Consider the following 24230-nt stretch of genomic DNA (forward strand, 5'->3'; position numbering starts at 1 on the left):
CCCGGACGGCGGTGGCGGGGGAGCCGCCGTCGTCCGGGCCCCGCTCGTCAGGGCAGCGCCTTCCTGGCCTCTCAGCGCTGCCGAATCCGCCGGTACGTCCGTGCGCGCCTCAGTGCCGTTCCCACCGCACCCCCGGCACCACCTTGGCCAGCGGCGCCGGCAGCCACCAGGCGTGCCGGCCCAGGAGCTGCATCACGGCCGGCACGATCAGGCAGCGGATCACCAGTGCGTCCACGAAGATCGCCACCGCCATGCCGAAGCCCATCTGCTGGAGCATCCGCTCCGGGCTCAGCATGAACGAGCCGAACACCACGACCATGACGGCGCCGGCCGCGATGATGACCGACCCGGTGTGTCCGAGGCCCTCCCGGACCGCCACCGCCGGGTCCTTGGCGCGCTGCCACTCCTCCTGGATCCGGGACACGAGGAAGATCTCGTAGTCCATGGACAGACCGAAGACGATGGCGAAGATGACCACCGGGAGATACGCCTCGATCGGCCCCGGCTCGACGCCGAACATCCCGTGCTGGAACACCAGCGAGATCGCGCCCAGCGCGGCCCCGATGCTCAGCAGGTTCAGCAGCGCCGCCTTCAGCGGGATCAGGACCGAGCGGAACACCACCATCAGCAGCAGCAGCGACAGCCCGACCACGATCGCCATGAAGACCGGCATCCGGGCGGCGACCTTGTCGGAGTAGTCCTCGCTGGCGGCCGTGGCCCCGCCCACCAGATAGCGGGCGCCGGTCTCTTCGGCCACCTTCGGCAGCACGTCGTCGCGGAGCGTGCCGACCAGCTCGGAGGTGCCCTCGTCCTGCGGCGAGGTGGTGGGGAACGCCATCACCGTAGCCACGTTCGGATCGTCGGTGGGGATCGGGCCGGTCGCGGCCGCCACCCCGTCGGTGTCGTTCAGCGCCGCCGCGACCGCGGTGGCCGGCGCCTCGGCCCCGTCCTCGCCCTCCACGACCACGTACAGCGGGCCGTTGAAGCCGGGACCGAACCCCTTCGACAGCAGGTCGTACGCCTCACGGCTGGTCGAGCCCGCCTTGTCGTTGCCCGCGTCGGTGAACCCGAGCCGCAGACTCAGCGCCGGGAAGGCCAGCGCGCCGAGCGCCACCACGGCCACCAGCAGCACCGCCAGCGGCCGGCGCTGCACCCCGGAGGCGAACCGGCGCCAGGCCGCACCCTCCTCGGGACGCTTCGACGCGGCCCGCTTGGCGGCCCGGGCCCTGAACTGGCGGGCGAACCGGTCGCCGAAGACGCCCAGCAGCGCGGGCAGCAGGGTGAGCGAGGCGAGCAGCGTGACCAGCACGGTCAGCGCCACCGACAGGGCCATGCCCTGGAGCGAGCCGAGCCCGAGGGCGACCAGGCCGAGCAGCGCCAGGATCACCGTCGAACCGGCGAAGAACGCGGTCCGTCCGGCCGAGTCCAGTGCCTTGACGTTCGCCTCCTCCGGCGTGGCCCCGCGCACCAGTTCACTGCGGAACCGGGCGAAGATCAGCAGCGCGTAGTCGATCCCGACCCCGAGCCCGACCAGCATCATCACGTACGGCGTGTAGTCGGCGATGGTGACGATGTGCGAGGCGACCACGATCACCGCGAGCGTCGAGCCGACCGCGAACAGCGCGGTGACGACGGGCAGTCCGGCGGCGATCAGGGTGCCGAACATGAACACCAGGATGACCAGCGCGAAGACCAGGCCGAGCATCTCGCCCCAGCCGCCCTCGCCGGTGGCCAGCTTGCGGGCCGCGCCGCCGCCCAGTTCGGCCGTCAGGCCCTGGCCCTCCACCTCCTTCACCGTGTCCAGGATCCGCTCGGTGTCCTCGCGGGGCATGTTCGGCGCGGTCACGTCGAGCACGGCGGTGGCGTAGCCGACCGTGCCGTCCCGGGAGATCGCGGACTCGTCCTCGTACAGGCTGCGCACCTGCGTGACCTTGGGCAGCTTCGCGACCTCGGCCAGCATGGCGTCGACCCGCCCGCGGACGTCGGCGCCGCGCAGTCCGTCCTCGTCGTGCAGGACGATCTGGAGGCTGTCGCCGGTCGTCGCCTTGCTGCTGTGGTTGAGCAGGTCGGCGGCGGCCTGGGACTCGGTGCCGGGCAGCGAGTAGTTCTCGCGGTAGTCGTCGCCGCCCGACGCGGCCGCCCAGACGCCGACCAGCACGACGATCCACAGCGTCAGGGCCAGCCGGCGGCGCCGGTGCGAGAAGCGCGCCACCCGGGCGAACACCCCCGCGACGACGGGCGGTTGGGTACCCGACTCCGGGGCGCGGGGATCCTTCTCGGTCAGGGACATAGGGCTCACTTCCGTACGATCCGGTGCGCCTGGGCGCGCGGGGGACACAGGGGTAAAGGGGACAGGTGGGTGAGGGCGTTGCGGGTCAGAGGGCCGACGGGCGGAAGCCGCCCCGGCGCACCAGCCGCCACAGCCACAGATGGGCCGCGAGCAGCAGCGGCAGCGCTGCCAGGGACAGCGGGACGATCAGCCGGAGCGCGGTGTTGCTCGCCGCGTGCTCGGTCAGCGGCAGCCGCGCCCCGGCCAGCACCGCGAGCGTGGCGCTCACCAGCGAGGTCAGCAGCAGCGAGTGCCGGCCGCCGCGCCCGCCCCGCCCGGTCAGCCGCTGGGCGCGTGCGAGCGGCGTCCCGGTCAGCCGCAGGGTCGCGAAGCCGAGGCCGTGGGCGAGGAAGAGCAGCAGCATGAACAGCGTGGTCAGCGCGCCGAGTCCGAGGGCGGTGGGCTCGGTCGCGGAGTCGTTCAGCAGCGAGGCGATCAGCCAGCCCCAGCCGCCCGCGGCGAGCCAACTGCCGCCGCAGACCAGCCAGTCGGCGGCCGGACCCATCCCGGCCGCCCGCCACCACAGTCCGGCGTCGCGGATCATCCAGCCCGCGATCAGCGGCACGAACACCACCAGCAGTCCGCTGAACACCTCGCCCTCCAGGGTGGGGAAGGCGCCGATGAACAGTCCGGCCGCGGCCACCAGCCACACCTCGTTGACCAGGAACAGGGGCCAGATCGCGGACACCGTACGGTGCCGTTCCTCCTCGGTGCGGCCCAGACAGGGCAGCAGCATGCCCAGCCCGAGATCGGCGCCGCCCAGGACGACGTATCCGACGAAGAAGAAGCCGAGCAGAGCCACGGCAAGGGTTTCCATGGACGACGTTCCCTCTCAGTACGCGACGGCTCAGTACGCGACGGCCGCGGTCGGTTCGGTGGGTTCGGCGCGTTCCGGCTCCGGCACCTGCGGGCCCTGCCGTACGGCCCGCAGCAGCACCCACCAGTTGCCGACGATCAGCACCGCGAACAGCGGTACGAAGACGGCCAGGGACAGCCACATCCGGCCCGCCGTCACATGGGACACGGCGTCCTCCGTGCGCAGCAGCCCGTAGACCACCCAGGGCTGCCGCCCGGCCTCCCGGAACACCCAGCCGGCGGTCATCGCGACGAACGGCAGCGGCACCAGCGTCATCAGCGCCAGGTGCCAGCGGCGGGACCCCACGGCCCAGCGCCGCACCGACACCAGGACCAGCGAGACCAGCACGGCCAGGGTCAGGACCCCGAACACCATCAGCATCACCAGTCCGGCGCCCCGGGTCAGCGTCTCCGGCGGTACGTAGTTCCCGGGGCCGAACTCCCGCACCATCTCGGCCTGGAGCCGGGCCACTTCGGCCTTGTCCTCGTCGAAGACGGCGGCCTTGAGCGGATGCCACTCCTCGATCTCGCCGAACTGCATCCCGCCGAACGCCACCGTCAGCAGCAGCGCGGGCAGCGCCGTGAACACGCCGACCCGCAGCGAGCGGCGCAGCAGCCCGTCCTCGTCGGCGGTCCTTCTGCGCAGGTGGTAGGCGCTGACGCCGGCCATGAACACCGCGGCGGTCAGCAGCGCGCCGCCCAGGATGTGCCCGAGGGCCAGCAGGGCGTTGGGGTTGGTGAGCAGCGCCGAGGTGTCCGACAGCACGAGCCGGCCGTCCGCGCCCTCGGCGTGCCCCACCGGGCGGTTGAGGAAGCCGTTGGTGACGAGCACCCAGTACGCCGACAGGTAGGCGGTCAGGGTCACCACCCACAGCACGCCCAGGTGGACCCACTTGTCGAACCGGCCCCAGCCCAGCATCCACAGCGCCAGGAAGGTCGACTCGACGAAGAAGGCCAGGACGGTCTCCAGGGCCAGCGAGGACCCGAAGACGTCCCCGGCGTAACTGCCGAGTCCGCTCCAGGCCAGGCCGAACTGGAACTCCATCACGAGGCCCGTGACGATGCCGACGGCGTAGTTGATGACGTACAGCCGTCCCCAGAAGCGCACCATGCGCAGATGGACGGGCTGTCCGCCGCGCAGCGTGGCACGGGTCTGGAGGACGGCGAGCACGGTCGCGAGGCCGAGGGTCAGGGATACGAAGAGGAAGTGGCCGCCCGCGGTGAGGGCGAACTGCCGGCGGGCCAGTTCGACGGTCTGTGATTCCACCCCCCTACCGTCGGCCCCGGAGGGTGCCCCGCGCGTCGGCCTGTGGAGGACACCTGGGGTACTCCCGCAGTGGCGGTGCGGCGGCCGGTTACACCCGGGGTTGTGGTGCGAAGAGGCCCGGGAGGAGAAGGGGGCCGGCGGGCGGCCTGGAGTTGATGGAGCGGTACGGCCCCCGCCGTGCACCCGGGGTGGCGGGTCGGCCCCGGGCCCCGCACCCTCACTCCCCGACCATGAACTCCCAGCACTCCCCGACCCCCGCCCGCCGCAGCCCCGCCCGGGCGGGATCCGTGTCGGTGGCCGGTGGCAGGAGGAGGCCCGCCAGGTCGCCGCTGTGTGCCACCTGGAGCCCCAGTGCGCCGCACTCCCGGGCCACGGCGAGCAGTGTGTCGAGGGCGGGGACGGGCAGGCGGTGCTGGTTGATGAGGGTGCTCTGTGTGGCGACCCACCCCAGCAGCGCGGCGTCCCCGGTGCGCAGCGCCTCGCGCAGGACGGCCCGCAGTTCCTCGAAGCGGGCGCGCTCGGCGCGGTCGTAGCGGGGCGGCGGCAGGGCGAGGGTGTCCACGCCGGAGCTGCCGGGCCGGGTGCCGAAGCCCAGCACCCGCAGCGGCGGCGGCGGACGGCCGAAGTCCTCCACCACGGTGCCCTCGCGCTGGGCGAACAGCACCGTCGTCCCCTCGAACATCAACGCGTCCGAGGCGGTCTCGGCCCGCACCGCGAGCCGCGCCGCCTCCAGCGCCGTCGGCGGCGCGCCGAGGGCGTCCCCTACGGCCCGGACGGCGGCCAGCACATCGCTGGTCGACGATCCGAAGCCCCGGCCGAGCGGCACGTCCCCCGTAACCTCCAGGCGACCGCTCAACCCTGTGCCGTCCAGCGCCAGTTCGGCCGCGCGCCGGGCCTTGCGCCGCCACGCCGGACGGACCGTCACCCCGCCCGCGCCGCCGTGCGGGGCCGGGGTGAAGACGGCCCGCGTCGTGAACAGCGGACAGGGCAGCGTGACCAGCGCCCGCACCGGCACACCCCCGGGCCCCTCGAACACGCCCTGCAACAGCTCGCCGTGGTGCACCGGGGCCGTACCCCTGCCGCGCACGACCGGGGGCCGTTCGCCGGTGCGTCCGTCCGCCGCCGGGACCGCCGCCCGACCGACCGCCATGCAGACCCCACTCCTCACCCGCTTACGATGCGCCGGTCGACGCCACTGCCCCGGTCGGTCTCGTACACCGGTTCGGACGGTGTCGGTGCCCCCTGCGACACTGGCCCGGCCGCGTCACCGTCGGCACCGCCGGCCCGTCCGAACCAGGAGCACCGTATACGTGTCCATACCCCCGCCCCCCGGGCCCCAGCAGCCCCAGGACCCGTACGCGGCGCCCACACCCCCGCAGGGCCCGTATCCGCAGGCCCCGTACGGGCCGCAGCAGTACGGGTCGCAGCCATACGGTCCGCAGGGTCCGGGCCCCTATCCGCCGTCCCCGTACGGCGGTCCGCCCTACGCGACGTGGGGTCAGGGGTACAGCCCCTTCACCCGGCCCTCGCCGGTCAACGGGGTGGCGATCGCGGCGCTGGTGCTGGGCGTCCTGTGCTTCCTGCCGGCCGTCGGCCTGATCCTCGGGATCGTCGCCCTGGTGCAGATCCGGCGGCGCGGCGAACGCGGCAAGGGCATGGCGGTCACGGGCGCGGTGCTGTCCTCCGTCGGTCTCGCGCTGTGGGCGCTGCTGTTGGCCACGAACGCGGGGACCGACTTCTGGGAGGGCTTCGAGGAGGGCGCGGCCGAGTCCAGCTTCTCGCTTGACCGGGGTGACTGCTTCGACGTCCCGGGACCGGGCTTCGACGAGGACGTCTACGACGTCGACGAGGTGCCCTGTGCCGGTGAGCACGAGGGCGAGGTGTTCGCCGTCGTCCCGGTGACCGGCCGCGACTTCCCGGGCGACGACCGGGTCACGGCCCTCGCCGAGGACAAGTGCTGGACGCTCCGCGCCGCCTACGCGATGGACACCTGGGCACTGGGCGAGGACGTCGACGTGTACTACCTGGTGCCCACCGCCGACAGTTGGGACTGGGGCGACCACGAGGTCACCTGCGTGTTCGCGAGTGTCGACGAGTCGGGCACCCTGACCGGCTCGCTGCGCGCCGACGCGTCCACCCTGAACGCCGATCAGGTCGCCTTCCTGGACGCGATGAACGCCGTCGACGCCGTCCTCGACCGGGAGCCGCAGGACTACCCGGAGGACGACCTCGCGGTCAACAAGGACTGGGCCGCCGACGTCCGGGACGCGTTCGGCGAGCAGGCCGCCGCACTGCGCGCCCACACCTGGCCCGGCACCACGGCCAAGTCCGTCGAGGCGCTGGCCGCCGAGATGGAGGACATCGGCGAGGACTGGGGCAAGGCGGCGACCGCCCGTGACGTCGACAGGTTCTACACGTACTACGACCGCGGCTACGAGTCCGTCGACGGCAGGACCACCGTCACCGCCCGCAAGGCTCTGGGCCTGGCCACCACCCCGCCGGTCTACGACGAGGGGAGCGGCGGCGAGGGGAGCGGGGGCTCCGGCCGCCTCGATGTGTGATCCGGAGGAATGATCGCCTCCGGGAGCGGGGAGAAAGTGCCTGCGCAAAGCCTCCCGGGGCCGGTTGTCATCACATCGAGTGATTCTCTGGCCTTTGCTTGCACGGTGGAACCCACGGTTGCCAGGCTGTAGCTGTCTGTACAACCTGATGGGAGTGGCTTGTGACATTCGGTGAGCAGCCGGCCTACCTGCGTGTCGCGGGTGATCTCCGCAAGAAGATCGTCGACGGCTCGCTGCCCCCGCACACCCGTCTCCCCTCCCAGGCCAGAATCCGCGAGGAGTACGGCGTCTCGGACACCGTGGCGCTGGAGGCGCGCAAGGTGCTGATGGCGGAGGGGCTGGTGGAGGGCCGCTCCGGCTCCGGCACCTATGTGCGCGAGCGGCCGGTGCCGCGCCGGATCTCCCGCTCCGGGTACCGGCCGGCCAGCGGCGCCACCCCGTTCCGTCAGGAGCAGGCCGAGGCGCAGGCACGCGGGACCTGGGAGTCCAAGAGCGAGCAGACCGAGGCGAGCGTGGCCGTCGCCGAGCGGCTCGGGATCCAGCCGGGCGACCGCGTGATGTGCACCAAGTACGTTTTCCGGGAGGCCGGGGAGGCGATGATGCTCTCCACCTCCTGGGAGCCCCTCGCCGTCACCGGCCGCACCCCCGTGATGCTGCCCGAGGAGGGCCCGGTCGGCGGCATGGGCGTGGTCGAGCGCATGCGCGCCATCGACGTCATCGTGGACAACGTCACCGAGGAGGTCGGCGCCCGCCCCGGCCTCGCCGAGGAGCTGCTCGCCCTCGGCGGTGTCCCCGGGCATGTGGTGCTGGTCGTCCAGCGCACCTACTTCGCCTCGGGCCGCCCGGTCGAGACGGCCGACGTGGTCGTCCCGGCCGACCGCTACCGGGTCGCGTATCACCTTCCGGTGCGGTGACCCGGGCCGCGTGCCGCCTTCCGGTGCGGTGACCCGGGCCGCGTATCACCTCCCGGTACGGTGACCCGGCCCTGCGGCGGCGCCCGCCGGTGAGCGGCGCACACCCTCGGCGCGCCCCGGCCGGGGTCCGGTACGTCCCGGGACCCGGCGCGCGCCGTCGGAATCCGGTCGTTTCCGGCCGTTCCCGCAGGTCGTCCCGTTCGGGCCCGATACGCCGCCGACCGGATGCGTCGCGGTGCCCGCACGGCGCGTTCTCTCCCGTGCGCCCCCTGCGTCCTGGCTGGTTGCGTACCTCTTTGTGCAAAGGCGTGTTCGCTGCGTAAAGGTAAGGCGTACGCTCGGGCATATGCGGATTGCGGTTTCCTCAGACGGCGGAGCGCGGAGCGGGCCGCGGACGGGAAGCGGAGGAGCGCGATGAACGAGGGCGGCACCCTTTCACTGCCCTGGCTCGTCATACGACAGGACGACAACGGCAATCGCTACCGCGTGGGCCGGTACGCCACCCGGGCCGAGGCCCAGAAGATCGCCGACAGCCTCGACGCCCGCGGCCACAAGCAGCTCTACTGGGTCGAACGGATCAACCAGACCCAGGCCCACACCCAGACGCACGGCCAGACCCACACCCAGGCGCCCGCGCAGAACGGCGACGGCACCCGTAACTGACGCCCCCGGCCGTCCCGTAGGCTCCGGCGCATGACGGAACGGATCGTGGTGGTCGGCGCCGCCCTGCTCGACGGCGGCCGGCTGCTCGCCGCGCGCCGCAGCGCTCCCCCCGACCTCGCCGGCCGCTGGGAGCTGCCCGGCGGCAAGGTCGAGCCCGGCGAGCGCCCCGAGGCCGCCCTGGTGCGTGAACTCCGCGAGGAACTGGGCGTCGACGCCGACCCCGTCGAGCGGATCCCGGGGGAGTGGCCCCTGCGCGACCCCTACGTCCTCCACGTCTGGACGGCCCGGCTGCGCCCCGGCTCCGCCGTCCCCGCGCCTCTCGAGGACCATGACGAGCTGCGCTGGCTCGCTCCGGACGGGATCTGGGACGTCCCCTGGCTCGACCAGGACGTCCCCGCCGTCCGCGAGACCTTGACCCGCCTGACCGCCGGCCGCGCCGCCCACTGACTCCGCGACTCGGGGACCGGGCGACTGCGCGACTCCACGGCTGCGCGGCCCCGCGGCTGCGCGACTCCATGGCTGCGCGGCCCTGCGGCCGCGCGGCCCCACGACCCCACGACCCCACGACCGCGCGACTCCGCCCACCCATGGACCCGGTGCGCACGCCGGGGAGTGCGGCCGATGTGCGCGCGCTGTTCGCGCCACCGCGCGCCCCTGGGCACGGTAATGCCCCAGGGATATCGGGTATGGGCCCATTAACCCCACGAAACCGGACATGGGTGAACTCGCTGGCCCGGGAAGTGATCGGCGTGAGCGACACCGAAGGCGACTGTGCCGAGTGGACGTTCCCCGCGGAGCCCGGAGCCGTGCGCGCCGCACGTGGCGCGGTCCGCCGCCAGTTGGACGACTGGGACCTCGACGGTCTGGGCGATGTGGCGGAGCTGCTGGTCAGCGAGCTGGTCACCAACGCACTGCGGCACGCCTCCGGGCCGATCGGCGTCCGCCTGGTGCGCCCCGCGCGACCGGAGCGGGTGCTGCTGGTCGAGGTCTCCGACCCGGTGCCGGACCCGCCGAAGGAACGCGCGGCGCATCCCGAGGACGAGAGCGGCCGCGGGCTCCAGTTGGTGGCCTCCGCCTCCCGCCGCTGGGGCAGCCGCCCCGGTGACACCGGTAAAACGGTGTGGTTCGAACTGGCCGTGCCGGGCTGAGCGCCCCGGACCGCGGCCGTGCTCGGCACCGCGCTCCACGACCGGTCCCCGAAGGTGTGGTTCGACGTGGTGTCCGCTGGTTAGAAGACTGGAAGTGTTGTCGCGGAACGGGCCAAAAAACGCCTGGACCGTGCTGTGATCGTGAACACCGTGTCGCGGTGACGCGTAGTGCTGGATACTGCGGGCAGCCGCCGCCGGTGACCGGTGCCGGACGCGGTGAGCTGGAGGGGACGGTTCGCGTGAGCGAGATACCAGCGAAGGCCACGGAGTCCGAGGACCCGTCGGACGGCGCGAGGACGAGAGCCGCTGACGCGCTCCCCGACGGCGGTGCCGCCGACGCCGCGCACGAGGGCCTCGCGGACGGCGGGACACCCCTCGAGTCACCCGTCGAGTCGCCCGCCGAGACACCCGGCGACCCCATGTGGCAGAGCAGCCCGCCCGGCTCGATCTACGACTACATCAGGGTCGCGTCCTTCTCCATCGGCCCCGACGGGCTGGTCGACCAGTGGAGCCTGCGTGCCGAGCAGATCTTCGGCATCCCGGCCGAACGGGCCCTCGGCATCGACCCCATCGACGCGTTCATCGACCCCGACCTGCGCGAGCGCGGCCAGCGCAAGATGGCCGAGATCCTCGACGGCCGGGAGTGGACCGGCGTGGTCCCCTTCCGGATGCCGGACCCGGCGCCCGGCGGCGGCCGCGGCGAACAGGGCCTCGCCGAGGTCTACGTCATGCCGACCCGCAGCCTCGACGGCGAGAAGGCCGCCGTGTGCATCGTCGTCGACGTCCGCACGCTGCGCAGCATCGAGACCGATCTCGCCGCCTCGCAGGCCATTTTCGGCCAATCCCCGTTCGGGTTCCTGCTGATCGACCCCGACCTGCGGGTCCGCCGCGCCAACGAGCGGTTCGCCTCCCTCTTCGGCGGCACCCCCGACGACCACCGCGGCAAGGGCGTCCACGACTATCTGCCCCGCCCCGAGGCCGAGCGGGTCACCGCCACCCTGCGCCGGGTCCTCAGGACCGGCGACTCCATCACGGACATGCACGTCACCGGCTTCCTGCCCGGCTCCGAGGAGCGCCGGCACTGGTCGATCAACCTCTACCGGGTCAACAGCGGTTCCGGCAGCCCCATGGGGATCGCCTGGCTCGGCACCGACATCACGGCCCGCCGCGCCGCCGCCCGCGAGGCCGCCGCGGCCCGGCGCAATCTCGCCCTACTGAACGAGGCGGGCGCCCGGATAGGGAACTCCCTCGACCTGGAGACCACCGCGCGCGAACTCCTCGACGTGGTCGTCCCCGGCTTCTGCGACCTGGCCACCGTCGACCTCTACCAGGGCCTGCTGACCGGCGACGAGACCCCGCCCGGCCTCGCCGACGGCAGCGCCGAACTGCGCCGGGTCGCCTTCTCCTCGGCCGTCTCCGACGCCCCGTTCGCCGGGTCGGGACCCTCCGTGGCGGTCGGCGCCGTCCACCACTTCCCGTTCAACTCGCCCTGCGCGGACGCCCTGCGCACCGCCCGCCCGAAGGCCGTGCCCGGCGAGGAGGGCGGCCTGGTGCAGTCCACCCTCGCCGTCCCGATGGTCGCCCACGACACCGTCGTCGGCCTCGCCCAGTTCTCCCGCACCAAGGGCAGCGAGCCGTTCGGCGACCGGGACCGGGACCTCGCCGTGGAGCTGGCCGCCCGCGCCGCCGTCTGTATCGACAACGCCCGCCTCTACCGGCGTGAGCACGAGCGGGCGTTGATGCTCCAGCGGTCCCTGCTGCCGCCCGGTGACCCGGTCGCGTCCGGCCTCGACATCGCCTGCCGCTATCTGCCCGGGAACGCCTCCACGGGCCGCCCCAGCGAGGTCGGCGGCGACTGGTTCGACGTCATCGAACTGCCCGGCCACCGCACCGCGCTGGTGGTCGGCGACGTGATGGGCCGCGGACTGCGCGCCGCCGTCGCCATGGGCGAACTGCGCACCGCCGTGCGCACCTTGGCCCTGCTCGACCTCGAACCGGCCGAGGTGCTCTCCGCGTTGGACGAGATCGCCCGCGGTCTCGGCACCCCCGGCGGCGTCCAGCAGGCCACCCGCGCCGCCCGCCGCCCCCGCGAGGCCGACCTCTCCGAGGTGTACCTCGCGACCTGCGTCTACGCCGTCTACGACGCCGTCACCCGCCGCTGCACCTTCGCCAACGCCGGCCATCTCCCACCGGTCCTGGTCGAACCCGGCGAACCCGCGCTGATGCTCGACGTGCCGCCCGGCATGCCGCTCGGCGTCGGCGGGGAGCCCTTCGAGGAGGTGGAGGTCGACCTGCCCGAGGGCGCGCTGCTGGCGCTGTACACCGACGGCCTGGTCGAGTCCCGGGACCATCCGCTGGACGAGGGCCTCCAGGCGTTCGTGGGCGCGCTGGCCGACCCCTCCAGCCCGCTGGAGGACGTCTGCGACCACGTCCTCAACACCCTCGACACCCACCACGGCGAGGACGACATCGCGCTGCTGATGGCACGTGTACAGGGCCTGCCCACCGAGTCCGTCGGCGACTGGACGCTGCCGCGCGAGCCGCGCAGCGTCGGCCGGGCCCGCGAGTTCGCGCGCGGCCAACTGCTGTCCTGGGACCTCGAACCCCTTGTCGACACCACCGAGTTGCTGGTCAGCGAACTCGTCACCAACGCGCTGCGGTACGGCGAGGGCGAGATCAGACTGCGGCTGCTGCTGGACCGCACGCTGGTGTGCGAGGTCTGGGACGCGGGCCTGGTCCAGCCGCGCCGGCGCCGGGCGCGCGACACCGACGAGGGCGGCCGCGGCCTCCAGCTCGTCGGCCTGCTCAGCGCGGCCTGGGGCTCCCGCCGCACCCCGCGCGGCAAGACGGTCTGGTTCGAACTCCCGCTGCCGGACGGGCAGTCGGGCCTGATGGACCCGGCGGAGGCTCTGCTGAGCCTGTTCTGAGAGCCACGGTGATGTGACGGAAGGTCAGAAACCCGACGGCGGGCCGTTCTCGGGATCCCCGGCGGGCACCACCCCGCCGAGCACGGCCCCGCCTGTCCCGGCCGCGCCCTCCGGCCCCGCGTCCGGCGTGCCGTGCGCCAGCACGTCCCGCTCGGCCAGGTCCAGCGCCTCCAGGGCGAGCGCGTCGGCGGCCGTCCGGTCCGCCGGATCGCCGTCCGCGAGCAGCCGCCGCGCCTCCGCGAGCCGGGTGCGGGCGGTCGCACCCACCACCCCCCGGTGCGTGGCCACCCGGTCCTCGGCGGCGTCGGCCGAGGCCCGCGCCACCAGCAGCGCGGCGGCCCCGAGCACCCCGCCCCGCTCCGGGACGGCCGCCCCGACCGCCCGTACGATCCGCCGCAGCACGGCCACCGGATCGTACGGCCGCCGCGCGGTGATCTCCTGGCGTACGGAGGCCAGGACGGCGTCGGCGTTCAGCAGCCGGGAGCGCAGCTCGCCCTCGGGCGTGCCGTCCGGCGGTGCCTGGCGGCGCACCCGGGCCAGCTCCGCCTGCGCGCCGGTGAGCGCGGCCGGCACGGTCTCCTCGGCCGCCCGCAGCTCGCCCGCCCGCCGCTCGACACCGTCCACGAACACGGCCGCCTGGGTCACAGCCCCCTCGGCGGAACGGAGTTGGCGCGCCGCGCGATCCATGGCGCCCGCGTCGGCCGACTGGCGGGCCCGGTTGAGCCGGGTGGTGCTGAACAGCAGCCGGTCCTTGGCCTGTTCGAGGTTGCCGACGATGGCCGCGGTCGCGGTGGGCGCGTACCGCTCGCGCAGTCCCGCGAGGACGGCGTCCGCGGCCAGGGCCCGCCCGGCCAGCTCCCGGAACCGTTCCTCGGCCACCGCCAGCGCCGCCTCCAGCCCCTCGATCTCCGTGAGCCGCCTGAGCCGGGCGAAGTCCTCCGCCTCGGCGTCCAGCCGGCGTTCCGCCTCCGCGCACCGCCCGACGATCCCGGCGAGCGCGTGCCGGCGGGCCGCCTCCTCCGCCGGTTCCCCGTGGTCGTAGCGCTGCCGCATCCGGGCCGCGACGGCCCACTCGTGCCCGGCCTGCGCCAGCGCGGCGGCGAAGGGGGCCACGGCGTCCGGGCCGTACCGGGCCTCGGCGAAGCCGAGTTCCGCGCGCGCGGCCCGCAGCCGGTCGTCCGCCAGGACCAGCGCCTCGCGGGCCTCCTCGTCGGGGCCGGCCGGTGGCGGATCCGAGGCCGGGGGCGGCGGGGTGGCCGCCGAGCCGGGGGTGGTCCGGTCACGGGTGCGCCGGACCCGGCGTATGTACCCGTACCCGGCGAGCAGACCCGCGGCGCCGACCGCGGCGACCGGCAGCACCAGGTCGGTGCCCGACGCCTCGTCCGCGGGCGCGGCGGCGGCGCTCGCGGTGGGTCCGGGCTCCTTGATCGCAACCGGCGCCTCGTTCTGCGACGTCATTCCCGGCAGCACCAGCCACACCAGCCCGGCCGCGGCGCCCAGCACGGCGTGCGCCACCCGCACGGATATGTGGGAGGCGACGCGCGGCGGCCGGCCTCGGGACAGGGATGACGTCACATTTCGGAGCGTATGGCCGCGATTGCGGGCACGCGAGCGGGGCGCACCCGAGCCGGGGGCGGTGGGGGCACGGGACCACGGGAGGGGAAGACGGGATGACGACGGACGAGGCGACGACCGGAGAGACCACGGACACGGGCGAGACCCCACCGGAGCCGCCCGGCGGCCCCCACCCCCACCCCCGCCGCCTCCGCCACTGGCGCCGCTGGGTCCTCGGAGCCGTGCTGCTGCTCCTGGCACCCGTCGTCGCCTCCCAGATCGCCCTCGGGGTGAACAACCTGGGCGACCCCGCCGAGGGCACCTACAGCCGGGGCAAGGACGCGCTCTGGCTGGGGCACGCCTGGGTCGACGGCCGCAAGACCGACGCCGACGTCAGAAAGCTCGCGCGGCGGCTGAGCGACACCGGCATCCACGACCTGTACGTGCACGCCGGGCCGCTGGAGCACGACGGCACCCTGCCCGCGTCGGTGCATCCCGAGGCGGCCTGGTTCGTCGAGGCGGTCCACCGTGAGGCCCCCGGCATCCGGGTCCAGGCATGGCTGGGTGACGTCCTCGCCTCCGAGAGCCCGCACGGCATGCGGCTGGAGAAGCCCGAGACCCGGGCCGCCGTGGTCCGCTCCGCGCGCCAGATCCTCGACACCGGCTTCGAGGGCACCCACTTCGACCTGGAGCCCCTGCACTCCGGCGACCGCGACTACCTCACCCTCCTGGACTCCCTGCGCGACCTCACCCGCTCCCGGGGCGCCCAGCTCTCCGTCGCCGCCCACCAGATCGACCCGGTCCCCGGCTTCCACTCCTTCTGGGGCGCCACCACGGGACACCCCAAGTGGTGGTCCCAGTGGTTCTTCGGCCAGGTCGCCCGTCGCGTCGACCAGATCGCCGTGATGTCGTACGACACCATGCAGCCCCTGGAGAGCACCTACGGCGGCTACGTCGCCCAGCAGACCTCCCTCGCCCTGGAGGTCACCCCGCCCTCCACGGACCTCCTCATGGGCCTCCCCTTCTACCAGGAGAACCGCTTCGGCCACTGGGCCCACGCCGAAACCGTCGCCGCCGCCGTCCGAGGCGTCCGCCTCGGCCTCTCCCGCACCGACGCCGACCGCCAGAACTTCGGCGTCGCGGCCTACGTCGACTTCGCGGCGTCGGAGACGGACTGGGCGTCGTACGAAAACGACTGGGTCCGGTGACCGCGGACCCGGAAGACTCGGCCGGATGACCACACCACCGCCCCCGCGCCGCCATCTGACCACCGCCGGCCTCGCGCCGCTGGCCCGCGCGGCGGCCGGCGGACACCGCACCCTGGCGGCCGCCACCCGCCTCACCGGCGGCACCAGCAAGGGCGTCTACCGGCTCGTCCACGACGACGGCTCCACCGCGATCGCCTACGTCTGGTCCCCGCAGGAGGACTACTGGGCCCGGCCCGACGCCGACGTCACCGCCGGACCCGCCCTGTTCCTCTCCGCGCACCGCCGGCTGACCGCGCTCGGCGTGCGGGTGCCGCGCATCCTGCTCCTCGACGCGGACGGCACGCATCTGCCGGCCCGCGCGGCGGTCGTCGAGGACGTCGGTGGCCCCACCCTGGAAGCCGCCCTGCGCGACGACCCGGACCGGGCGCGCCCCGCCCTGGACCAACTGGCCCGGATACTCGAAGCGATGCGCGCCCGCACCGCCGCCGGACACGGCGGGGTCGCCTCCGTCGAGGAGGGCGGCCCGGCGCCCGACGGCGTCGCCTGCGCGCGGGCCGTCGCCGACCGGGCCCTGGCCGACATCGACGAGGTGGCCGCGCGCGACCCCCGGGCCCGGCGGGCCCGCGACCGGCTGCGGGACCGCGTGCGGGAGCTGCACGGCGCCGTCCGCCCTCGCCCCATCTCCTCGCTGGTCCACGGCGAACTCGGCCCGGACCACGTCCTGCTGACCGAGGACGGCGAACCGGTCCTCATCGACGTCGAGGACCTGGGCTACTGCGACGCGGAACGCGAACACGCCTTCCTGGAGCTGCGCTTCGGCCCCTGGTACGACGTCCTGCGCGCCCCCGGCCTCGACCCGGACCGGCTCGCCCTCCACCGCCTCACCCTGCACCTCTCCCTGGTCGCGGGCCCGCTGCGGCTGCTGGACGGCGACTTCCCCGACCCCGCCCCGATGCGGGAGATCGCCGAGTTCAACCTGCGCCGGGCACTGGACCTGGCGCGGGGCGCGGGGGCAGGGCCGCAGGGGTAGCCGTCCCGTCGCCCACTCGTCACGCGGGCTTCTCGCGCAAGGGTGCCGGTGTTGGTTGTGCGGGGGAGGAGGGGGGCCTAGCGTCCTCATCTCCTCTTCCTGTGAAGGTCTCCCCGTGATGCGATCGCTTCTCACCAGCAAGGCCGTCCGGCGTGCGCTGCGGCCGGTGGCCGAGCTCATCGACCAGCGGGTCGAGCGGCAGGTCCGGCGTGTGGTCGGGAACGCCGGCGGGGCCGTCCCGTCGGACGTGGCGCGGGAACTGAGGACCCTGCGCAACCGGCAGCGGCCGCTGGAGCTGTTCTTCGACGGGACCGGGCGCGGCGCGTCCCGGCTGCCGTCCGCGCCCCATCTCGACCGGACGATCGCCGAACTCGCCGAGGTGACCGGGAAACCGGAGGCCGCCGAGGGCGCCGTCGCGCAGGCGTTCCGGCTGCTCGTCGCGATGGAGGCGCTCGGGGTCGGCCGGATCGCCGGCGGCACCATGAACATCGTCGGCAAGCTCGCCGCCGTCCCGCTGCTGGACCCGCCGAACGACGACCTGCTGGAGATCGGCACGCTGTACGGGATGTTCGGCGCGTCCCTGATCCGGATGATGGAGAAGGCCGGACGCGACCCCCGGCTGACCATCGTCGACCCGCTCGCCGGAACCCAGTTGCAGCCCGGCACCACCATGGGCGCCGACGCCTCCGGCACCCCGGTGCGGGAGGCCGCGGTGCGCACCAATCTGAGCCTGGTGGGACCGGCCGGCACCGCCACCCGCATCCGGCAGGGCTTCTCCGAGGACCCCGAGGTGCGCGCCCGGGTCTCCGACCGCTCCTACGGTGTGGTCGTCGTCGACGGCGACCACTCGGCCGCCGGGGTGGCGGCCGACCTGGAGTGGGCGGAGACCCTCGTCGCACCCGGCGGGATCGTCGTCCTGGACGACTTCGGGCACCCCAAGTGGCCCGGGATCAAAGAAGCGTTCGACAAGCACATGGCGGACGGCACCACCCGGTTCACCTTCCTGGGGCAGGTGGCGCACTCGGGCTACCTCAGGGCCCGGGCACAGGACTGACCGCCCGCCTCAGCCGCGCCGAAGGATCTTGTTGCCCAGCCAGACCAGCGGATCGTACTTGCGGTCGACCGCGCGCTCCTTCAGCGGGATCAGCGCGTTGTCCGTGATCCTGATGCCCTCGGGGCACACCTCCGTGCAGCACTTGGTGATGTTGCAGTAGCCCAGCCCGTGTTCGTCCTGGGCCGTGCGCTTGCGGTCCAGGCCGGACTCCTCGGCCGCGTCCAGCGGATGCATGTCCAGCTCGGCCACCCGCATCAGGAACCGGGGCCCCGCGAACGCCGGCTTGTTCTCCTCGTGGTCGCGCACCACATGGCAGGTGTCCTGGCACAGGAAGCACTCGATGCACTTGCGGAACTCCTGCGGCCGGTCCACGTCCTCCTGGAACATCCGGTACTCGCCGAGCCCCAGCCCCTCAGGCGGCACGAACGCCGGAACCTCCCGCGCCTTGCGGTAGTTGAAGTTCACGTCGGTCACCAGATCGCGGATCACCGGGAACGCCCGCAGCGGCGTCACCGTGATCGTCTCGTCCCGGGTGAACACCGACATCCGGGTCATGCACATCAGCCGGGGCCGCCCGTTGATCTCCGCCGAGCACGAACCGCACTTGCCCGCCTTGCAGTTCCAGCGGACGGCGAGATCGGGCGCCTGGGTGGCCTGGAGCCGGTGGACGATGTCCAGGACCACCTCACCGTCGTTGACCTCGACCGTGTAGTCCTCCAGGCCGCCGCCCTCGACGTCGCCCCGCCACACCCTGAACCGTGCCTCGTAGCCGCTCATCGGTACAGCTCCTCCTCGGCGAGGTACTTGACCAGCTCCTCCTTCTCGAAGAGGGCGAGCAGATCGGCGCGGATGGGGTCGGTGTTCTCCCGGACGAGGCCGATCGCGGCCCCGTCGCCCGGCGGTTCGGCCAGCCGGCACAGCAGATTGACGTTGCGCCAGGCCCGCTCCATCGCCGGATGGTCCTCCCGGGTGTGACCGCCCCGCGACTCCGTGCGCTCCAGCGCCGCCCGGGCCACGCACTCGCTGACCAGCAGCATGTTCCGCAGGTCCAGGGCGAGATGCCAGCCCGGGTTGAACTGCCGGTGCCCCTCCACGCCCGCCTGCCGCGCCCGGACCCGCAACTGCGCGAGCCGCTCCAGGGCCTGCTCCATCTCGCCCTGCCGGCGGATGATGCCGACCAGGTCGTTCATGGCCTGCTGGAGCTCCTGGTGCAGCGTGTACGGGTTCTCCGCCGGACCGGCGGCGAACGGCCGCAGTGCCTCCGTCGCCGCCGCCTCGATCTCCGCCTCGTGCACGGGCGGCCGCGCGTCCGTGTCCTCGGCGTGCCGAGCCGCGTGCAGGCCCGCCCGGCGGCCGAACACCAGCAGGTCGGAGAGGGAGTTGCCGCCCAGCCGGTTCGAGCCGTGCATCCCGCCGGCCACCTCACCGGCCGCGAACAGCCCCGGTACGCCCCGCGCCGCCGCGGTGTCGGAGTCGACCGCGATCCCGCCCATCACGTAGTGGCAGGTCGGCCCGACCTCCATCGCCTCCGCCGTGATGTCGACGTCGGCCAGCTCCTTGAACTGGTGGTACATCGAGGGCAGCCGCCGCTTGATGACCTCGGCGGGCATCCGCGTCGACACGTCCAGGAACACCCCGCCGTGCGGGGAGCCCCGGCCCGCCTTGACCTCGGCGTTGATCGCGCGGGCCACCTCGTCGCGGGGGAGCAGCTCGGGCGGGCGCCGGTTGTGCTCCGGGTCCTCGTACCAGCGGTCGCCCTCCTCCTCCGACTCGGCGTACTTCTCCTTGAAGACGTCCGGGACGTAGTCGAACATGAACCGCTCGCCCTCGGAGTTGCGCAGCACCCCGCCGTCGCCGCGCACGGACTCGGTGACGAGGATGCCCTTTACGGACGGCGGCCAGACCATGCCCGTCGGATGGAACTGGACGAACTCCATGTTCACCAGCGGCGCCCCGGCGAGCAGGGCCAGCGCGTGTCCGTCGCCCGTGTACTCCCACGAGTTCGACGTCACCTTGAACGACTTGCCGATGCCGCCGGTCGCGACGACCACGGCGGGCGCCTCCAGGACGAAGAACCGGCCGGTCTCCCGCTCGTAGGCGAAGACGCCCGAGACCCGCGGGCCGTCCTTGAGGATCCGGGTGACCGTGCACTCCTGGAACACCTTCAGCCGGGACTCGTAGTCGCCGGTCTCACGGTGGTCCTCCTGCTGGAGCGCGACGATCTTCTGCTGGAGGGTGCGGATCAGCTCCAGGCCGGTGCGGTCGCCGACGTGCGCGAGCCGCGGGTACTCGTGGCCGCCGAAGTTGCGCTGGGAGATCCGGCCGTCCTTCGTCCGGTCGAACAGGGCGCCCCAGGTCTCCAGTTCCCACACCCGGTCCGGCGCCTCCTGGGCGTGCAGCTCGGCCATCCGCCACTGGTTGAGGAACTTGCCGCCGCGCATGGTGTCGCGGAAGTGGACCTGCCAGGTGTCGTGCTCGTTGGCGTTGGCCATCGCGGCGGCGATCCCGCCCTCGGCCATCACGGTGTGCGCCTTGCCGAACAGGGACTTGCAGATCACGGCCGTACGGGCGCCCCTCTCGCGCGCCTCGATCGCGGCGCGCAGCCCGGCACCCCCCGCGCCGACCACGACGACGTCCCACTCCTGGCGGTCGACCACGGACATCAGCACGCCCCACTCATCAGAAGAACCTCGGATCGTCGAAGACACCGGACGCGAGCAGGTACACGTAGAAGTCGGCGAGCGCCACGCTCAGCAGGGACGCCCAGGCCAGTTGCATATGGCGGGCGTTGAGCCGGCCGACGAACTGCCAGGCGCGGTAGCGCACCGGATGCCGGGAGAAGTGCCGGAGCTTGCCGCCGACGATGTGCCGGCAGGAGTGGCAGGAGATCGTGTACGCCCAGATCAGCACGATGTTGACCAGGAAGATCAGGGTGCCCAGGCCCATGTGGCCCCAGGCGTAGTGCTCGTCGCGGAACGTCAGCGCGGTGTCGTAGGTCAGGATCCCGGCGACGGCGAGCGCGGCGTAGAAGAAGTACCGGTGGATGTTCTGGAGGATCAGCGGGAAGCGGGTCTCACCGGTGTACTTCGCGTGCGGTTCGGCGACCGCGCAGGCGGGGGGCGAGGCCCAGAAGCCCCGGTAGTACGCCTTGCGGTAGTAGTAGCAGGTCAGCCGGAAGCCGAGCGGGAAGATCAGGATGATGATCGCGGGGGAGATGCCCCACCAGCCGCCGAAGATCTCGGCGTTGGGGCCGCCCCGCATGGGCACGCAGTTGTCCGCCAGACAGGGCGAGTAGAACGGCGAGACATAGGGCGCGGCGTAGTAGTCGGCGTTGGCGAAGGCCCGCCAGGTGGAGTACACGACGAACGCCAGCAGACCGGCGGCGGTGACGGCGGGCGCCAGCCACCAGCGGTCGGTGCGCAGATGAGGGGCGGCGATCGCGGCGCGCCCGGCGCCGCGTACGCCGCCTCGTGGATGAGGGTCGGTCGAGGGTTCCGTACCAGTGGCCAACGCAGGACTCCGGTCGGTGGGCGGTGCGGGTCGGGTGGCGTGCGGGGTCGGGGGACGGGCGTACCGGCGCGGGGCGGGACCGCTCAGGGGGCGTGCCGGTCCCGGGCGCCGAGTCCCTCGTCGTCGGTGTCGATCCAGAGGGAGTCGTCGTACGGGGTGTCGGGGATGGTGACCAGCTCGGGCTTGCGCGGTGCGGCGGGCTGGGCGGCGGCGTCGCGCAGCAGCGCCACGCTCTCCCGCAGATGGGCGGCGTCGGTGCGGACCCGCCGCATCTCCAGACCACCGCTGCCGAGCTGCTGTTCCAGTCGGCCGACGGACCGGGAGAGGTCGTCGAGACAGCGCTGGACGGTACTCAGGTCGTCGTGCACGGACATGACGTGACCTCGCTTCCGTGGGCGGTGCCCGGGACGGCAACGTTCATGCGCCTGCGAGTGTTGCGCGTCACACCTGTCGCTGTGAAGGCGTGTGCAGCGATTGGCGGGTGCTTTGGCGGGTCCTGTGCTCCGCACGGGTGGCCTTGCGCCCGTCCCCCGCCGTGTCGCACCCGGCAGGCGAACCCTTTCCTCTTCAGTGAGCCGTAGATCTGATCAAATCCAAAATACCGCCAAACGTGATCAGAACGCACCCAATCGCGCCCGTGTCACCGGCGGCAGCGGCTCCCCGGAGGTACCAGAGATGTCCTACGACGGCGTCGGCCCGCGCGCGGTCATGCGCTCGGTCGCCTTCCTCACCGCGGGCGCGCTCGCGGTGCCCCTGCTGACCGGCTGCGGCTCCGAGGACGAGACCAGCAAACCCCTGGCCGGCCAGGACATCGCCCCGGCCGCCCGCGCCCAGGTCACCCAGGGCGGCACCCTGCGCTGGGCCGTGGACACGGTCCCGGAGACCTTCAACACCTTCCAGTCGGACGCCGACGCCACCACCACCCGGGTCGCCCAGGCCGTGCTGCCGTCCCTCTACCGGATCGACGAGAACGGACGGGCGCAGCGCAATCCGGCCTATCTGGAGTCCGCGAAGGTCGTCGACAGCGAGCCCAAGCAGGTCGTGCTCTACAAGCTGAACCAGCAGGCCGTCTGGAGCGACGGCCGGGAGATCGGCGCCGCCGACTTCGCCGCCCAGTGGCGCGCCCTGTCCGGCAAGGACAGCGCGTACTGGACCGCCCGCAACGCCGGCTACGACCGCATCGAGAAGATCGAGCGCGGCGAGAACGACCTGGAGGTCCGGGTCACCTTCGCCCGGCCCTACGCCGACTGGCAGTCGCTGTTCTCGCCGCTCTACCCCAAACAGGTGATGGGCACCCCGGACTCCTTCAACGACGGGGCGCGGCGCAAGCTGAAGGTGACCGCGGGACCGTTCGTGGTGAAGAAGGTCGACCGCAAGAACGAGCAGGTCCGGCTGGCCCGCAATCCGCGCTGGTGGGGGCGGCCGGCCAAGCTCTCCGAGATCGTGCTGACGGCCGTGCCCCGGGAGAAGCGGGCCGCGGCGCTGGCCGCCGGGAAGCTCGACCTGGCCGAGATCGACCCCGCCGCCGCGCAGCGCATCGACAAAGCCTCCGCACCGAAGGGCGCGGCCGGGCCGCGGTCGGTGGCGTCGGGCAGCTCCGGCGCCGCGGAGAAGTCCGGCGCCGCCGAGAAGAAGGCGGACGACAAGCCGAGCAAGGCCGAGAAGGCCGATACCTCTCTGGGCGGTTTCGAGGTGCGCCGCTCGTTGGAGCCCGCCTACACCCAGCTCGCGCTGAACGGCGCCGACGGCCCGCTCGCCGACGAGCGCGTCCGACGGGCCGTGGCCCGCGCCCTGGACCGCACCGCACTGGCCGCCCTCGTGCTCAAGCCGCTGGGCCTGCCCGCGGTGCCGGTCGGCAGCCATCTCGCCCTCTCCGGACAGGACGCGTACGCCGACGGCAGCGGCGCGCTCGGCGGCCAGGACACCGCCGAGGCACAGGCGCTGCTCGCGGACGCCGGATGGGTCGCCGGGGGCCCGATCAAGGAGGAGACCGGCGAGAAGGCGGCCGGCGCCGAGGGCGAGAAGTCGAAGGACAAGAAGTCCGACGAGAAGAAGGAAGAGAAGGGAGACAAGAAGGAGAAGAACGAGAAGAACGAGAAGGACAAGAACGAGGAGGACAAGAACAAGAACGACGACGGCACCTACATCGTCGGCCAGGACGGCAAGGCCCCCGCCGAGGCCACCGGCGGCAAGGATCTCGCCCAGGACGGCAAGCAGCAGCTCACCCACCCCCACCAGGGCGGAGCCCCCGGCGCCTACGCCCCCAAGGGCACCGCCGCGCCCGCCAACGCCGCCGCCGGCGCGCTCGCCAAGAACGGCAAGGCGCTCAGCCTGCGGTTCGTGCTGCCGTCCGGCCCCGGCTCGGAGTCCCTGCGCCAGGTCGCCACACGGATCTCCCGGATGCTCGCGAAGGTCGGCATCCGCACCGAGACGGTCAAGGTCGCCGACGACAGCTACTTCAAGGACCACGTGGCGTCCGGCTCCTACGACCTCGCGCTGTACTCCTGGCCCGCCTCCGCCTTCCCGGCCACCGACGCCCGCCCGATCTACGCCAAGCCGCAGCCGGCCGCGGACGGATCGCTGAACGTCGAGCAGAACTACACCCGGGTCGGCACCGACCAGGTCGACCAGCTCTTCGACCAGGCGATCTCCACCCTGGACGAGGGCGAGGAGCGGGACCTGATCCGCAAGGCGGACACCCGGATCTGGGCCGCTGCCGGATCGATTCCTCTCTATCAGCGCCCCCAGCTCACGGCCGCCCGCAAGAATCTCGCCAACGCCGGCGCCTTCGGCTTCCAGACCCCGGTCTACGAGGACATGGGCTTCCTGGAGAAGGGAGCCAGGCCCGCCGCGCACCCCTCCGGGACGTGACGCGGGAAGTGATCGCCGTGGCCCTGCGGAGGCCGCCCCCCGCCGGGCCACGTACCATGGGGTGAGGCCGTGGCGTGTCAAGCCCGGCAGGGCCCGCGTAACACGTACGCAGCAAGGGTCGCCCTCACACTCCGGGAGAACGCCGCTTTATGGCCACGCGCCACGACATTCGCAACGTAGCCATCGTCGCCCACGTCGACCACGGCAAGACGACCATCGTCGACGGCATGCTGAAGCAGGCCGGTGCCTTCGCCGCCCACCAGCTCGACTCGGTCGACGACCGCATGATGGACTCGAACGACCTGGAGCGTGAGAAGGGCATCACGATCCTCGCCAAGA

Annotated in this window: 20 protein-coding genes; 11 read left to right on the top strand and 9 right to left on the bottom strand. The window is 73.0% G+C overall.

The genetic code is table 11. From position 1 onward, the window contains the following. Nucleotides 1–109: 109 nt before the first annotated feature. From G6W55_RS28460 to G6W55_RS28475, 4 genes are all read right to left on the bottom strand, one after another. Nucleotides 110–2290, bottom strand: a complete 2181-nt coding sequence (locus tag G6W55_RS28460) for an MMPL family transporter (RefSeq protein WP_175523670.1) — start codon at nt 2288–2290, stop codon at nt 110–112. 85 nt (nt 2291–2375) lie between these two features. Continuing rightward, nucleotides 2376–3146 (bottom strand): cytochrome d ubiquinol oxidase subunit II, encoded by a 771-nt coding sequence (locus G6W55_RS28465; RefSeq protein WP_175523655.1) that lies wholly within the window; start codon nt 3144–3146, stop codon nt 2376–2378. A 30-nt stretch (nt 3147–3176) separates the two neighbouring features. Next, on the bottom strand, nt 3177–4451 hold the full coding sequence (locus G6W55_RS28470; RefSeq protein ID WP_175523656.1) for a cytochrome ubiquinol oxidase subunit I: 1275 nt from the start codon (nt 4449–4451) through the stop codon (nt 3177–3179). Nucleotides 4452–4668: 217 nt separating this feature from the next. Next, nucleotides 4669–5601, bottom strand: a complete 933-nt coding sequence (locus G6W55_RS28475) for a kinase (protein WP_175523657.1) — start codon at nt 5599–5601, stop codon at nt 4669–4671. A gap of 160 nt (nt 5602–5761) precedes the next feature. Here G6W55_RS28475 and G6W55_RS28480 point away from each other — a divergent pair, with 160 nt between their 5' ends. The 6 genes from G6W55_RS28480 (at nt 5762) to G6W55_RS28505 (ending at nt 12664) form a co-directional block, all read left to right on the top strand. Beyond that, nucleotides 5762–7012: a DUF4190 domain-containing protein gene (locus tag G6W55_RS28480; RefSeq protein ID WP_175523658.1), complete on the top strand. Its 1251-nt coding sequence runs from the start codon at nt 5762–5764 to the stop codon at nt 7010–7012. Between the two features lie 161 nt (nt 7013–7173). Further along, the gene (locus tag G6W55_RS28485; RefSeq protein WP_030783807.1) at nt 7174–7926 is read left to right on the top strand and encodes a GntR family transcriptional regulator; all 753 of its coding nucleotides are present in this window, start codon (nt 7174–7176) and stop codon (nt 7924–7926) included. 414 nt (nt 7927–8340) lie between these two features. Next, nucleotides 8341–8589, top strand: a complete 249-nt coding sequence (locus G6W55_RS28490) for an SPOR domain-containing protein (protein WP_175523659.1) — start codon at nt 8341–8343, stop codon at nt 8587–8589. 30 nt (nt 8590–8619) lie between these two features. Further along, complete coding sequence (locus G6W55_RS28495; RefSeq protein WP_175523660.1) at nt 8620–9036, top strand: (deoxy)nucleoside triphosphate pyrophosphohydrolase; 417 nt, start codon at nt 8620–8622, stop codon at nt 9034–9036. Between the two features lie 272 nt (nt 9037–9308). Continuing rightward, on the top strand, nt 9309–9737 hold the full coding sequence (locus tag G6W55_RS28500; protein WP_175523661.1) for an ATP-binding protein: 429 nt from the start codon (nt 9309–9311) through the stop codon (nt 9735–9737). A 239-nt stretch (nt 9738–9976) separates the two neighbouring features. Beyond that, entirely contained in the window at nt 9977–12664 is a 2688-nt protein-coding gene (locus G6W55_RS28505) for a SpoIIE family protein phosphatase (RefSeq protein WP_175523662.1), read from the top strand. Between the two features lie 24 nt (nt 12665–12688). On the opposite strand, the gene G6W55_RS28510 is transcribed toward G6W55_RS28505, so the two are convergent. Next, the gene (locus G6W55_RS28510) at nt 12689–14239 is read right to left on the bottom strand and encodes a hypothetical protein (RefSeq protein ID WP_175523663.1); all 1551 of its coding nucleotides are present in this window, start codon (nt 14237–14239) and stop codon (nt 12689–12691) included. 95 nt (nt 14240–14334) lie between these two features. On the opposite strand from G6W55_RS28510, the gene G6W55_RS28515 reads away from it, so the two are divergent. The 3 genes from G6W55_RS28515 (at nt 14335) to G6W55_RS28525 (ending at nt 17510) form a co-directional block, all read left to right on the top strand. Beyond that, complete coding sequence (locus G6W55_RS28515) at nt 14335–15426, top strand: hypothetical protein (protein WP_254876478.1); 1092 nt, start codon at nt 14335–14337, stop codon at nt 15424–15426. A gap of 25 nt (nt 15427–15451) precedes the next feature. Next, the gene (locus tag G6W55_RS28520; protein ID WP_175523664.1) at nt 15452–16456 is read left to right on the top strand and encodes a phosphotransferase family protein; all 1005 of its coding nucleotides are present in this window, start codon (nt 15452–15454) and stop codon (nt 16454–16456) included. A 118-nt stretch (nt 16457–16574) separates the two neighbouring features. After that, the gene (locus tag G6W55_RS28525) at nt 16575–17510 is read left to right on the top strand and encodes a class I SAM-dependent methyltransferase (RefSeq protein ID WP_175523665.1); all 936 of its coding nucleotides are present in this window, start codon (nt 16575–16577) and stop codon (nt 17508–17510) included. 9 nt (nt 17511–17519) lie between these two features. On the opposite strand, the gene G6W55_RS28530 is transcribed toward G6W55_RS28525, so the two are convergent. From G6W55_RS28530 to G6W55_RS28545, 4 genes are all read right to left on the bottom strand, one after another. After that, a complete protein-coding gene (locus tag G6W55_RS28530; RefSeq protein WP_175523666.1) occupies nt 17520–18287 on the bottom strand; it encodes a succinate dehydrogenase/fumarate reductase iron-sulfur subunit in 768 nt (255 codons plus the stop codon). Further along, nucleotides 18284–20173, bottom strand: coding sequence for a fumarate reductase/succinate dehydrogenase flavoprotein subunit (locus G6W55_RS28535; RefSeq protein WP_175523671.1), 1890 nt, complete (start codon nt 20171–20173; stop codon nt 18284–18286). The genes G6W55_RS28530 and G6W55_RS28535 overlap by 4 nt, the downstream gene beginning before the upstream one ends. 16 nt (nt 20174–20189) lie before the next feature. Next, nucleotides 20190–21020, bottom strand: coding sequence for a hypothetical protein (locus G6W55_RS28540; protein ID WP_030783838.1), 831 nt, complete (start codon nt 21018–21020; stop codon nt 20190–20192). A gap of 83 nt (nt 21021–21103) precedes the next feature. After that, complete coding sequence (locus G6W55_RS28545) at nt 21104–21394, bottom strand: hypothetical protein (protein WP_030783841.1); 291 nt, start codon at nt 21392–21394, stop codon at nt 21104–21106. A gap of 301 nt (nt 21395–21695) precedes the next feature. Between G6W55_RS28545 and G6W55_RS28550 the strand changes: the two genes are divergently transcribed. Both G6W55_RS28550 and G6W55_RS28555 read left to right on the top strand, forming a co-directional pair. Next, on the top strand, nt 21696–23891 hold the full coding sequence (locus G6W55_RS28550) for an ABC transporter family substrate-binding protein (RefSeq protein WP_175523667.1): 2196 nt from the start codon (nt 21696–21698) through the stop codon (nt 23889–23891). A gap of 149 nt (nt 23892–24040) precedes the next feature. Continuing rightward, the coding region (locus G6W55_RS28555) for a GTP-binding protein (RefSeq protein WP_254876479.1) at nt 24041–24230 on the top strand (190 nt) is incomplete at its 3' end.

This window comes from Streptomyces sp. CAI-85, assembly GCF_013363615.1.
Taxonomy (GTDB): Bacteria; Actinomycetota; Actinomycetes; order Streptomycetales; family Streptomycetaceae; genus Streptomyces; species Streptomyces antibioticus_B.